The following is a 12517-nucleotide window of genomic DNA, read 5'->3' on the forward strand; positions in this document are numbered from 1 at the left end:
GGGGTTCGAGAGAAGGGCTCTCGGGGGTTACTATTTTCTGCGGGAGTCGGGTCTTCCTTGGACGATCCGTGGTGAACGAATTCGCTCCAAAAAAGATGTGATCAAACTCCGCGCGTTTCGGGACTCCAAATATATTTATGAAGCTGCAATTGCAAGCGTGCAGGTGATCTTTCGTGCAAAATCTTTTCGGCCAACCAGCGGGGTTTCATTTCTTCATATGATGGACTGTATAAAACCGTGAACTTTCCAAACAAATCATGTTGACGGCAGAAATCTTCGGCCCAAACGAAATCCTCGTCCGTGCAGACGACGAACTTGAACTCCGTTTTTTCATTCAAATGATTGAGATTTTCGCTCACAAACGAATTGGCGGCGCCACTGGAGGGCGTCTTCACGTCCAAAATGGTATGAACCCGGGGATCTACGCCCGCAATGGATTTGCCACCACTTGTTTCAAGCGAAACGCTGTAGCCGCGATCACACAGTTCGGTCATCAGGGTTAGAGATTCTTTCTGGAGTAAAGGCTCTCCTCCCGTCACGCAGACGTGGCGTGCGGGGTGACGCGCGACCTCTTCCAGGATTCGCGCCCGGTCCATGAATTCGCCCTCATGGTAGGAATACTTGGTGTCGCAGTAGGTGCAGCGCAAATGGCATCCCGTGGTCCGGATAAAGACCGTGGGGAATCCCACGAACGTGGACTCGCCCTGGATGCTAAAGAAAATTTCGTTGATTTTGATCACTGCGGGTACGGCTCCGTAAACCTAGACTTTCCAGGGGTCCTGTCATGCGCCTGCGGGGCTGTCAAGGGCGCCCCGGGCGGAAGCCCGGGTCTTTGGAACTGGCCTCCCCAGCCCTTCGGTAACCCCGTAAATTTTGAAGGGTGAACCGCCTAATAACGAAAATGAAATTCGACCTGTTGGCGCTGATTTATTTCGGCGGCGGCATCTTCCTTTCCTTTGCTTTGGCGACCTTCAACCCCAAGGACCCTTCGCTCAATTCGCTGAATTGGAGTCGTGAAGTTCACAATGCCTGCGGGGTCGTGGGTAGCTTCCTGGCCGATCTCTTCCTGCAGGGGGTGGGCCTCGCCGCGTTTCTGATCCCTTTGGCGCTCTTTGCCCTTGCTTGGCGCGATATCGTGCGTGTGGGGGGCAAGCTCAATCCCCTCAAGATCGTTTTCGCGGTCTGTTTGGTGCTGACGGGCGCGGCCCTGTTGAATCATTACTGGCCCGATCACCGCTTTTTTCAGAATGAAATCCGCGCGGGCGGTCTGGCGGGCCTGGGGATCAACCATCTTTTCGTGAAAATCTTCAATCCCGTGGGCGCCCAGATCATGATGTGGCTGGGGTTCTCGCTTTTTGCGGTCTGCTGCTTCGAAATGTCGGTCATGGACCTTTTGGCCCATCCCGGAGCCGCGTTGAAAAAATTGAAGGGACTGCTGGTGCTGTTTTGGGGTGCCCTCGGTAACGCTTTCAAGGGTGACCCCGAGGCCGAGATGAAGGTCAACCGCCTGAAGCTGCAAACCGCGAGCGCCGGGGCCAGCCAAGAAGTGAAAGGCTCAGCCCTGTTCCGAATTTTCGATCGTGATCCCGCGCCGAGCGAAACCAAAAAAATGCCGTTGATCAAAGAGGCCAAACCTCAACCGGTTACGGCTTCCACCAAGTTGAGTCTGATTCCGCAAGTGGTGAACGAGCCCGAAGAGACCGAGGTCGACGACGACGCGGAACGCGCGCCCGTCCCGGTTCGCGTGGAGACGCGCGCGCCGGAAAAGCGCAAGGTCGTGGAAAAGGTGAAAGTCATGCGCCGGATCGAGAACTGGGAGCTTCCCAAGGTCTCGCTGGTGGAGGACCCCCCGCTTTCGCGCATCCGTATCGAAGAGAAAGAAATTCGCCGTAAAGCGGATCTGCTGAAAGAGAAGATGTCGCATTTCTCGGTGCGCGGGGACGTTGTCGCGGCGAAACCGGGGCCCGTCGTGACCATGTTCGAGTTCAAACCCGATGCGGACGTGAAGCTTTCGAAAATTACGGAGCTTTCGGATGACCTCGCGCTCGCTCTGTCCAGTGAGTCACTGCGGATCATCGCGCCGATTCCGGGCCGTGACGTCGTCGGTATTGAAACGGCGAACGCCCAACGCGAAACCGTCTACATGAAAGACATGTTGGTGGACGAGGATTTCTGGCGCGAGGACATCAAGCTGCCAGTCGCATTAGGCAAGCAGGCGAACGGTGACCCGAAGATCGTCGATCTGCGCCGTATGCCCCACTTGATGGTTGCGGGGACGACGGGATCGGGAAAATCGGTCTTTACCGTTTCGACGATCACGGGACTGCTCTTCCGCCATTCGCCCAAAACTCTGCGGTTGATCCTGATCGATCCGAAACAGGTTGATCTGGCCGCGTTCGAGAAGGTTCCGCATCTTCTGATGCCGGTCCTGAACGATTCCCGTGAAGCGGTCCTCGCGCTCAAATGGGCCGTCCGCGAGATGGAGAAGCGTTATAAGTCGATGTCGAAGTTCGGTGCGCGCGGCCTTGAGGATTACAACAAAGTCGTCGCGGATCTTTCGAAGTCGCAGATCGAAGAACATGCGCAAGCGAACGTCGAGCTGGAAAATACGCCCGGTAAAAAGGGCGAAGCTTATTACTATACGCCCCAACCGTTCCTGGTCATCGTGGTGGAGGAGTTCGCCGACTTGATGATGGCCGACAAGGGCGCGGTCGAAACTTCGGTCGTCCGTCTGGCGCAGAAGGCGCGGGCGTGCGGAATCCATTTGATGATCTGTATGCAGAGCCCGCGCAAAGAGGTCGTCACGGGCCTTATCCGCACGAACTTCTCGTCACGGATCGCGTTCAAGGTTTCGGGCGCGATGGAATCGCGAATCATCCTGGACGGCACCGGCGCCGAGCGTTTGCTGCAGCAAGGTGACATGCTCTTCATGGGGCTCGGAAATTCGAGCCTGGTTCGCCACCACGGTCCGTTCCTGAAAGATGGGGACATCGCGGCGGTCACCAAACATTGGAACGATCAGGCGGAACCGGAATTCGATCCCCTCATCATGCGCGCGCTCGAAGGGACGCCCGAAGGCGGCGACTACGACGGCGGGGGCGAGGGTGGAAATGAAGAGTACGATGAAAAGTACGACGAGATCCTGGCTTGGGCCGCGACGCAAAAAGAAATCAGCGCCTCGCTCATTCAACGTCGGTTTCAATTGGGTTATCCCCGCGCCGCTCGTTTGATCGAAACCTTTGAGCGGGAAAATGTCGTCGGACCGGCGAACGGCAGCAAGCCGCGTCAGGTCCTGATCGGCGCTATTGGCTCGATGAGCTCTTAATTCTCTCCGTTTATTCCCTCCGGTTTTGGGGTTGACCCCGACCTTTGTTGTGGTTGGATGTTCACCATCAACCTATTCCACAGGAGGGAATATGATCCGTAATTTGACACTGGCAATGATGCTGACCCTGGGCCTGAGCGCGAACGCAAGCGTTCTGACCGATATCGGAACTCAAGTCGCGAAACAAACCGTTCTGAGCCAAGTCGAAGCGACCGGCCTGAACTTCAAAAAAGGCGACTCGGCGAACTACAGCCTGAACATGTCGATCATCCAAGGTTCGATGGTCATGTCGGTTTATGACATCGTCGCGGATGGCGTTTGGATTCACCAAGACGTCGACATGAGCTTCGCGGGCAAACAAAAAATGGAAATCCTCATCGACCCGAACACCGGCGAAACTAAAAAGCTGATCGTGAACGGTAAAGAAGAGAAAATCCCCGAGCAAGGTGACATCGAAGTGATTGAAACCAAGGAAGAGTCGATCCGCGTTCCCGCGGGCACTTTCACTTGCCTGTACATCAAAGCGAAAACCAAAGACGGCGAAGCGCAACAATGGGTCAACCTGAAAGACATCCCGGTCTTCGGAATGGTCAAGTCGATCATGCAATCGCAGTTCGGACCCGTGACTATCGAACTGACTTCGTTTAAAAAGCAATAATGCCGACGAACGAAACTCTCAGTTTCAGAAGGAGTTCCCTCGCGGGAGCTCCTTTTTATTTGGTGCTCTTATTGTCCCTCTCTTGTTTTGCGAGGGCGGCCAACACTGAAACCTACCGCGACATCATCGAAAAGGCCCAGACGCTGAGTTTGCAGAAAGAGCGGGGGCACGCCCTGCAACTTCTGACGAGTTCACTCACGCGGGAGTCAAAGAAGGGCCCGGCTCCGAAAGAGTTGGTGACCGCACTTGAAGAGGTAGCGTCGCTCTTTCTAAGTGATAAAGCCCAGCAGCTTTATGAACTGGCGTTGTCTTTACGTGAAAACGAACCGCAGCTCGCTTTGCAGAAATTGGCCGATGCCGCGAAGCTCGAGCCCGATAACCTCCAAATCCAACTCGAACAGTTCCGCGTGTCTTCGATCTTGGGGAACTGTAATGAGGCGGGGGCGGCGATCCTACGTCTTTACGAGAGTTTGTCGACGCTGGAAGTCGTTCGCTTGGCGGCGGCGCAAGCGCAGCTGTGCCGGAACCAGCTCGACGACGCCCAGAAAATCCGGAACGGCTTCGATTTTCGCAAATCCCCCCTGATGCCGGTGTGGACCAGCACGGATGTCGAGATCTTGCTTCGGCAGAAGAAGGGCGACAAAGCGCTGGAGTCCCTCGCGCAGGCGCAGAAGGTCGACCCCGATTTTCCCGAAACCTACTACTGGCAGTGGCGGGCCGAGCAGGATTTGAAAAAAGTTTCGGAAAAGCCGGGCCCCAAGTACGTGGCCCTTTGCAAGAGCCTCTCCCCCCGCTCTTACCGGCGTTACCTGGCCGAACCCTTTTTGTGCCGACGGGTGCAGGAGGTTGAAAGTTCGCTGAAGAAGAACAATACTCCTTCGGCATGAACCTTCGTTTGTTTTTTGGTGCCATCGGCCTTTCGTTCTTCACGCTGTCTTGCGGGGTGAAGGGGAAACCCTTGCCGCCTTTAACCGCGCCGCCCATCGGCCGCGGACAGCCGACAATGGCGCAACCGCCGGAAGAGGCGACGCCCACACCGACTCCCGAGCCGCGTTCGGGCGGGAGTACCGGACGATGAGTTTGGCGACGCGCACATGGACGCACATGAATGGCGCGGGGAATAGTTTCTTCGTGATCGATGCGCGTGAAAATCCCCTGCAAGAAAGTTCCCAAGACCGCGCGGCCTTCGCGAAGAAGTTGTGCTCGCGGACACCCGGTCTGGCGGCGGACGGACTTTTCATTCTGGAGAAGGCCGCCGGCCTGGATTTTAAATGGGACTTCTACAACTCGGATGGCAGTCATGCCGAAATGTGCGGAAACGCCTCGCGCTGCGCGACCCGCTTTTTTTTGGATCGCGTGCGCGAGCAAAACGAAGTGCGATTTGAAACGGCGGCGGGAGTGATCGTGGGGCAAAAAGTGGCCCACGATGTTTATCGAGTCCGCATGCCCGAGATCCCGTCGGCCGGGGCGCCGCGTGCGTTGACCGTCGAAGGACGGGTCGGTGATTTCTACTTCGTGAATACGGGAGTGCCGCATCTGGTGATCCCGGAAGCTCCGTCGAAAGAACGGGCGCTGCAACTTCGCCAGGCCCCCGAGCTAGGCGCCGCGGGGTCGAATGTAACTTTCGTTGAAAGGCTAAGCGAGACGAAATTCAACGCCGTGACCTTTGAGCGTGGCGTTGACGATTACACGCTGGCTTGCGGAACGGGGGCGACCGCGGCGGCGGCCTTTGCGCGGATGCAGGCGCCGCATGCGACGGTTTTCGAGATCCAAATGCCCGGTGGGCTTTTGAAGGTCGAGTGGGTCGGCGACCGGCAAGCGTATTTGTCCGGACCCGCGGTCATCGATTTTGACGTGAAACTGGGAGAGTGAATATGGGAGCGCAACTGGGACATCAATTCCGCGGCATCATCACGGCTTTGGCCACGCCCTTTCTGCACGGACAAGTCGATTACGAATCGCTGGGCCGTTTGGTGGAGTGGCAAACGAGCCAAGGCGTGGACGGTTTCGTCGTGCACGGCACGACGGGTGAAAGCCCCACGGTCGAAGGCGAAGAGCGTTTCAAGATCTATAACTTCATTCGTTCGCGGGTGGGTCGGGATTTCCCGTTGATCGTGGGTACGGGTACGAATTCGACGGCGCACACGATCCAACTTTCGAAAGAGGCCGAGAGCTGGGGAGCGGACGGCATCCTCGTCGTGGTCCCCTATTACAACAAGCCGCCGCAAGCGGGGCTGCTGGAGCACTTCAAATCGGTCGCGTCGAGCGTGTCGATCCCGACGGTGCTTTACAATGTTCCCGGACGTACGATCACCTCTTTGAGCGTCGAGACGATTCAAAAACTCAGTCTGCACCCACGCATCGTCGGTATCAAAGAGGCTTCGGGTGATTTGAAAATGGCGCAAGAGATTCGCAAAGCTTGCGGCGAAAAGTTCACCTTGCTTTCGGGTGATGACGGCACGGCGGACGACTTCCAACGCCAAGGGGGGCAAGGTGTGATCTCGGTCACCTCGCATGTCATCCCGAAGGCGATGAAGAATCTGGAAACCAATAAATACCAAGAGGTCGTGGATCTGATGTTCGTGGAAGCGAATCCGATCCCGCTGAAGATGGCCTTGTATTGGATGAAAATCATCGCCTCGCCGGAAATGCGTTTGCCGCTGGTGCCGCTTTCCGAGCCCGCACAAGAAAAACTGAAAGCCGCAATGGCGAAAGCGGGGCTTCTGTGAGTTCGTTGCGGTTGGGTTTGGTCGGCGCCGCCGGCCGTATGGGTCAAGAGATCGTCGAGATCACCCAGGAAACGCCGAAACAGTGGAAGCTTGAGTTCGCGAATTCTAAAATCGAAATCGCGGGCTTCAAAACCAGCCGTGATGACGTGAATGCCTTAGCGAAAAGTGCCGCGGACGTCGTGATCGATTTTTCGTCGCCCGAGGCTTTGCGAGCGTTGTTGAAAGCGCTGACGAAGTCGCCGAAACCGCTTGTGAGTGGAACGACGGGCATCACTGACGCCGATATGAAAGCATTGAAGGCACTGGCGAAGAAGGCCCCCGTTTTCTGGGCGCCGAACACGAGCCTGGGCGTCGCGACCCTGAAGCAAGCTTTGCGGAGTCTGGCGGCGGTGGCGGACTATGACTTTCAAGTTGAAGAGGTCCATCACCGCTTCAAGAAGGATGCGCCTTCGGGTACGGCCAAACTTCTGAAAACGGAAGTCGACAAAGTCACCCGCAAGACTTCGCCCGCAGCGCTCAGCATGCGTGGGGGGGGCGTTCCGGGGCTCCATCGGGTATGGGCTTTCGGCCCCGAAGAATGGCTGTGCTTCGAACACATGGCCCTGCAAAGAAAAGTTTTTGCTCGCGGCGCCGTTCAAGTCGCGCGTTGGATCGTCGATCAGAAACCCGGTTTTTACTCTATGGATGATTATCTTTCGGAGAAGAATTGAGCTCGCCGGATTTACTGCTCATTGGACTGCGTTCGGATTTCCTGGCGGCGCTGGCGCCGTTGCAGACGTGGGTCGCGCAGGCCCGGGCGCGCTTTCCGGATTTGAAGCTTTCGAATGTTTATCGCGTGCAACCCGAGCGAACACAGAATGACTGGTTGTCAGAGCTGTGGGCGGTCGCGGGTGTTCCGGCTGATTTTGATGTGCACGAGCTCGAAGCGGTGCTGTTCTCGTTGGGGCAAGGTGTAAGCGTGGAAATGACGCCCCTTTTATGGGGTGACCGCGTGATGCTTCAGCCGCAGTTGCCGATTCCCCACCCCGATTTGCACCGCAACCTTGTCTTCTTGCAGTGCGCCTGCGAAGTGGACGCGAGCATCCGTCACCCTATCCTTGGACAAAGCCTTGGCGAGCGGCTACATCAGGAGAAAAGACTGACTCCGCTGGAGTTTTTCGCCCAAGGACGCCATCTTTTTGAACCTCGCTTGAAAGCACAGGAGTCGCCATGAAGTTCTTTATCGATACCGCCGACATCAACGAAATCCGCGCCGCCAACCAACGTGGATGGGTGGATGGAGTGACCACGAATCCTTCGCTCATCGCGAAGTCGGGTCGCGATTTTCATGAGGTCATCAAAGAGATCTGCAAAGAGGTTTCGGGTCCCGTTTCGGCCGAGGTTCTCTCGACCGAATCCGAAAAGATGTACGCCGAGGGACGTGAACTGGCGAAGCTGGCCAGCAACGTTGTCGTGAAAATTCCGATGACGGAAGACGGCCTCGTGGCCGTGCGCCGTTTGACCGCAGACGGCATCAAAACGAACGTGACGTTGGTGTTCTCGTCGGTGCAGGCCTTGCTCGTCGCCAAAGCGGGCGCGACCATGGTGTCCCCCTTCGTCGGACGCCTGGACGACATCGGGCAAGACGGCCTGAACCTCATCCAAGACATCGTGCAGATCTACGAAAACTACGATTTCCAGACGGAAGTCTTGGTCGCAAGCGTTCGTCATCCTATTCACCTGTCACAAAGTGCTATGATGGGAGCCGATATCGCGACGATGCCTTTGAAAGTCATGCAGCAGCTTTGTTTGCATCCGCTGACGGAAAAAGGCCTCAAAATGTTCATGGACGATTGGAATAAAGCGCAGAAGAAATGAAAAGAATCGGATGGGTGCTGATTTCACTCTTGCTCTCGGGTTGCGTCACCTCGGGTTATTACCTCGATGACGTGAATCGGAACATGCAGGACATCCGCACCTCGGTTCAGAACCTCTACGGAATCCAATCCGTCAGCGATAATGAGCGGGTGGTGCTTACGCCCCCGCTGAAAGCGGATCCGAACGATCCCACTCCCCCGAAACTTATGAAAAAGCGCGTTTACGCGCGCATCGTGATCGTGAACGACCAACGTCCATACCGAATCTGGGTCCAGGTGTACCAAGAACGGAAAGTGGGCGGCGAGTGGGTCGAGCTCGACATCGACGAACGTCTATCCGAAGAGTTCGCGCGCGAAATCCACCGCGAACTGATCGACAGTCGTGATAAACGGAATGTCATTGACGATTTTCGGGCCTTTTAGACAGACTGAAATCAGCTATGTCGAAGATCTGGTCGCGTTTTCCACGCCGATTTAGAATGTCACGGAACCGCTTCAGAGGGGTTGCCTTCCTGCGCGTGCTGGCCGCGATCTTCGCCTTGGTTTGGCTTATGCCCGATACGCGGCTGGAGCACCCACGGGTTCGCTTCATTTCGAAGCCGTTAAAAATTTCGGTTTCGAAAACCAACCCGCCCCGTTTGGCATTTGAAGAAACTCTGCAGATTCGTCGCGGTCCGCGGCTGGGCGAACCGATTCCCCGGGTGCCCGCAACGTTGGAGCGCGCGGTTTCGTTGAACGAAGTGATCGGGCGCGGACAGATGCGTCCCGCGCGCTTGGCGCTTTACTATCGTCATGTGGAGTTGCGGCCCATGGTGATCGCGCGGGATGAGGTCTTGCGCAGTGTGCGCGCGCAAAACGTGCCGGTGAAAACGACGGCGCCCGCACCGCGCTTGGCCGACGGTCCGGACATTCCCGAGCGTCGCTTCGAGCCGACGACTCCCCGTACGCCGACGCTCGATGAAATGAATTATTCGGGTGATGAAGCTTGGTTCGACAATCTTTCACCCAGACAACAACGCCTGCTGCAAGCGTCGGGCTTACGAAGCGCCGACCTGCGTGAGGCGATCGCGCCCGGTTTGGCGGAAACCTTGGCCGCAAAAGTCGAAGAAGAATTGAAGCGTCTGCAGGCGGGTGGAACGGTCATCACGCCCAGCGGTTCGCCCCAATTGCCGACGGAAGTCACCGTCAAAACCGAAGAAGATAAAAAGACGGAACCGCCCAAACACATCAAAGTGGCTGGCCATCTTTTCCTGGACGCGCTGACCGCCTTTTTGCCCGACCACCGGATTGAAGTCGTTTGGATGCGCGAGGGTATGAACCGTCGCACGGGTCGTTTCAGTATGAACGACTCGCATTTCTCAATCGACGTGGACGAATTGGCCGGTGCGGTTCGTTTAGAGATGTACGACCGCGGGGGGCACGTCGTGGCCGCCGGGGGCGTGCGCTTGTCGCCCGAGCTGAGTTCCCAGTCGCTGACGCAGCTGCAAGTGCGTATGCGTCCTGTCGGTCAGGTCGCTTCGACCTTTACGGATTTCTACAAACAGCCGACGGAGCTTTTCGCGCTGAACCGCAAAGGCAAAGTGTGGTCATTCGGTAAAAACCCAATTCGCACGAAAGCGTCGTTTGATTCCGCATCCACTTTCGAGGCGGATCCCCAAGGACAGCTCTTTATCGACGGCATCGCGGGCGGTTCGTCGTCGTTCGCGATGACGGAAAGCGCCGATTATTATCCGTCCTTGCATATGATCACTTCGGGTCAGCAAGAGGCTCTGCCCTTGATCTCGAAGAAGACCGCCAAGGCGATGCTGGAGATCATCGAGCAGCAACTGGGATTCACGGACGCGCAAAAGAACGGCGCGATCGTCATGGGTCAAGTCACCGCCGACGGCCGGGCGTTGTCGGGCGCCGACGTTTCCTTGGAAGGTTATCCCGAGGCGCGTCCGGTGTACCTGAATGAAGTGTTGATTCCGGACCCGCATTTGAAGACGACGAGCGGCTCGGGTTATTTCGTTTTCGTGCATTTGCCGCAGGGGTTTTACTCTTTGCGCGCGATGCGGGGACCGCAGTTCGTCGGTTACGGAAATGTGGTCAACGAACCGCAGGCGGCTTCCTTCGTGGAGTTGCGTGAGTCCAGCCGTTTCGCGCCCTTTGATATTCGTGTCTTCGACGCTTTTGCGGGGACCGCGCAGTCCGCAGAGCTCGCGCTGCAGTCGCTCAATCAGAACATCCAAATTTCCGGTTACGGGCAGATCCAGCACCCGATCTTGGCGCAGTACACGATGCTCGAGGCGACTCCGGCATCTGACGATCATGTCCCCGCGATTTACCCTTATCTGGGTGACGCGGAATTCGTGCATTTGCCGTTAATCCCGCGCGCATGGTTGGACGAAAAGATCGCCGCCACAAAGATCAATGTGCTTCCGGAAACAGGCGCGATCATCGGCTTCAGCGAGCAAGGTGGCTACGAGATTTCTTTGCCGCACCTTCCGGACAATGCGGAAACACAGGTGATCTATTTCGATGTTCAAGGGCGTCAGGTGCCCGCCTCGGTGGAAAATGGCGGTTTTCTGCTGGTGAACGTGCCGGCCGGGGCGCAGACCGTGGTCCTACAGCACGCGCTGGGCGGAGTCGTGAGCCGCGTCCTGAACGCGGACGCCGAGCGCCTTACGGTTTCGAAGTTCGTTTTCTAAAAAAATCCCCTCGATCTTCGAAGGATTTGAATTCATCCAAGCTGGTTCCGCCGGGACTCAGTAGCAGCATCGCGCCCGATTTTAATGAAGGTAAAATGTGATCCAGTGCCGCCGCGAGGGTGGGGGAAACTTCGCCGGGCAAAGCCGATTTTGCGCGTGCGAGCTCACCGCATTCGCCGAAGAAGTGAAATTGGAACCCACGGCCTTTCAGTGCGTTCAGTTGCTCCCACGGCAGGTTCTTATCTCGCCCGCCTAAAAGAAGGTGCGCACTTTTCCGGTGGGCGACGAGCTCCGCGACGGAGTCCGCGGCCTGCAGAACGGACGCCATCGTCGTCGCTTTGCTGTCGTTCAAAAAAAGGATGCCGTCGCGTTCACCCAAGTTTTCCAGGCGATGCGCCAAGCCGGGGAAGTTCAGCAGTCCCTGATAAAATTCGGGCGGCATGGCGTGCGCCTGTCCCCAGCTCCAGACGAGCGCCAGGTTGTCACGGTTGTGTAAGCCGACCATCTTCATTTTCTGGAAGTTTTCGGCCGCGAGATCGTGCCGGTCGGTCCAGTGATCGCGGGCATCTTGAAAACGGTCGCGGTACTTCGTCAGATCGAGACCCGAGTTATTGAAAAAGCGGGGGCCGGGCGTTTTGGCGGCGAGGCTCAGCTTCGTTTCGTAATATTCCTCAAGCGAGTCGTAGCGCTCGAGGTGATTGGGTGTCAGCGAAGTGAGAATCGTCGATCCCGGCTTGAACGACGCGAAGTTTTCAAGCTGGTAAGAGGAAAGCTCCAGGACGACGTACTCCGCCGGAGGGCGCTGGTCCTTCACGCGCTCAAGTGCGTAGCGCGCGAAAGGGAATCCCAAATTTCCACCGGTGAAGTTCGAAATGCCCGCGGCATCCAAACCCGCTCCCAGTAAGGAGGTGACCGTGCTTTTACCGACGGCGCCGGTGATACCCACGACTTTTTCGCTCGTCAGGCATTGGGCGGCGAGCTCAAGTTCACTGGACAGCCGCACTCCTTGCTTTAAGAGCTGCTGGATCCACGGCGTGCGCAGCGGCACTCCGGGACTCACGACCAGGGTCTCGGGATTGCGCGCGATCACCTCTTCGGGGGTGCGTGCGTCGCAGGGCGATTTTTGATCGTGGGTGATGATGCGCTCCCGAGGGATTCCCCGACCCAGTAAGAGGTCCAAGGCGGACTGCCCGCTCAAACCCAGACCGATGATCGCGATGGGGAGTGGTGGCTGGTTCTGGGGCACGGGACTTGCCTTT

General features: G+C 57.1%; 13 protein-coding genes. 11 read left to right on the forward strand and 2 right to left on the reverse strand.

Annotated features, from left to right (window positions below; genetic code table 11):
• Positions 1 to 101: 101 nt before the first annotated feature.
• Positions 102 to 740, reverse strand: a complete 639-nt coding sequence (locus KF767_15490) for a radical SAM protein (protein ID MBX3019290.1) — start codon at positions 738 to 740, stop codon at positions 102 to 104.
• Positions 741 to 901: 161 nt separating this feature from the next.
• Here KF767_15490 and KF767_15495 point away from each other — a divergent pair, with 161 nt between their 5' ends.
• The 11 genes from KF767_15495 to KF767_15545 all read left to right on the forward strand — a co-directional run bounded on the left by KF767_15495 (position 902) and on the right by KF767_15545 (position 11258).
• Entirely contained in the window at positions 902 to 3325 is a 2424-nt protein-coding gene (locus KF767_15495; protein MBX3019291.1) for a DNA translocase FtsK, read from the forward strand.
• A 91-nt stretch (positions 3326 to 3416) separates the two neighbouring features.
• Positions 3417 to 3983: a hypothetical protein gene (locus KF767_15500; protein MBX3019292.1), complete on the forward strand. Its 567-nt coding sequence runs from the start codon at positions 3417 to 3419 to the stop codon at positions 3981 to 3983.
• A 62-nt stretch (positions 3984 to 4045) separates the two neighbouring features.
• The gene (locus tag KF767_15505) at positions 4046 to 4870 is read left to right on the forward strand and encodes a hypothetical protein (protein MBX3019293.1); all 825 of its coding nucleotides are present in this window, start codon (positions 4046 to 4048) and stop codon (positions 4868 to 4870) included.
• Positions 4867 to 5061, forward strand: a complete 195-nt coding sequence (locus KF767_15510; GenBank protein MBX3019294.1) for a hypothetical protein — start codon at positions 4867 to 4869, stop codon at positions 5059 to 5061. Before KF767_15505 ends, KF767_15510 begins: the two co-directional genes overlap by 4 nt.
• On the forward strand, positions 5058 to 5855 hold the full coding sequence (gene dapF, locus KF767_15515) for a diaminopimelate epimerase (GenBank protein ID MBX3019295.1): 798 nt from the start codon (positions 5058 to 5060) through the stop codon (positions 5853 to 5855). Before KF767_15510 ends, dapF begins: the two co-directional genes overlap by 4 nt.
• Before the next feature lie 2 nt (positions 5856 to 5857).
• Positions 5858 to 6712 (forward strand): 4-hydroxy-tetrahydrodipicolinate synthase, encoded by an 855-nt coding sequence (gene dapA / locus KF767_15520; GenBank protein ID MBX3019296.1) that lies wholly within the window; start codon positions 5858 to 5860, stop codon positions 6710 to 6712.
• The gene (locus tag KF767_15525) at positions 6709 to 7422 is read left to right on the forward strand and encodes a 4-hydroxy-tetrahydrodipicolinate reductase (protein MBX3019297.1); all 714 of its coding nucleotides are present in this window, start codon (positions 6709 to 6711) and stop codon (positions 7420 to 7422) included. The genes dapA and KF767_15525 overlap by 4 nt, the downstream gene beginning before the upstream one ends.
• Positions 7419 to 7925: a hypothetical protein gene (locus tag KF767_15530; GenBank protein MBX3019298.1), complete on the forward strand. Its 507-nt coding sequence runs from the start codon at positions 7419 to 7421 to the stop codon at positions 7923 to 7925. Before KF767_15525 ends, KF767_15530 begins: the two co-directional genes overlap by 4 nt.
• A complete protein-coding gene (gene fsa / locus KF767_15535) occupies positions 7922 to 8569 on the forward strand; it encodes a fructose-6-phosphate aldolase (protein MBX3019299.1) in 648 nt (215 codons plus the stop codon). The genes KF767_15530 and fsa overlap by 4 nt, the downstream gene beginning before the upstream one ends.
• Positions 8566 to 8991, forward strand: a complete 426-nt coding sequence (locus KF767_15540) for a hypothetical protein (protein MBX3019300.1) — start codon at positions 8566 to 8568, stop codon at positions 8989 to 8991. The genes fsa and KF767_15540 overlap by 4 nt, the downstream gene beginning before the upstream one ends.
• Positions 8992 to 9047: 56 nt before the next feature.
• On the forward strand, positions 9048 to 11258 hold the full coding sequence (locus KF767_15545; GenBank protein ID MBX3019301.1) for a carboxypeptidase regulatory-like domain-containing protein: 2211 nt from the start codon (positions 9048 to 9050) through the stop codon (positions 11256 to 11258).
• Here KF767_15545 and murD read toward each other — a convergent pair.
• A complete protein-coding gene (gene murD, locus KF767_15550) occupies positions 11233 to 12504 on the reverse strand; it encodes a UDP-N-acetylmuramoyl-L-alanine--D-glutamate ligase (protein ID MBX3019302.1) in 1272 nt (423 codons plus the stop codon). The genes KF767_15545 and murD overlap by 26 nt on opposite strands.
• Positions 12505 to 12517 lie beyond the last annotated feature (13 nt).

The sequence above is a fragment of the Pseudobdellovibrionaceae bacterium genome (assembly GCA_019637875.1).
In the GTDB taxonomy this organism is placed as follows: Bacteria; Bdellovibrionota; Bdellovibrionia; order Bdellovibrionales; family Bdellovibrionaceae; genus JAHBUW01.

Bases quoted from the DNA above. Each gene is read 5' to 3' on its own strand.
- KF767_15495 (MBX3019291.1), top strand. From the start codon at position 902: ATGAAATTCGACCTGTTGGCGCTGATTTATTTCGGCGGCGGCATCTTC.
- KF767_15545 (MBX3019301.1), top strand. From the start codon at position 9,048: ATGTCACGGAACCGCTTCAGAGGGGTTGCCTTCCTGCGCGTGCTGGCC.
- KF767_15500 (MBX3019292.1), top strand. From the start codon at position 3,417: ATGATCCGTAATTTGACACTGGCAATGATGCTGACCCTGGGCCTGAGC.
- KF767_15540 (MBX3019300.1), top strand. From the start codon at position 8,566: ATGAAAAGAATCGGATGGGTGCTGATTTCACTCTTGCTCTCGGGTTGC.
- dapA (MBX3019296.1), top strand. From the start codon at position 5,858: ATGGGAGCGCAACTGGGACATCAATTCCGCGGCATCATCACGGCTTTG.
- dapF (MBX3019295.1), top strand. From the start codon at position 5,058: ATGAGTTTGGCGACGCGCACATGGACGCACATGAATGGCGCGGGGAAT.
- KF767_15510 (MBX3019294.1), top strand. From the start codon at position 4,867: ATGAACCTTCGTTTGTTTTTTGGTGCCATCGGCCTTTCGTTCTTCACG.
- fsa (MBX3019299.1), top strand. From the start codon at position 7,922: ATGAAGTTCTTTATCGATACCGCCGACATCAACGAAATCCGCGCCGCC.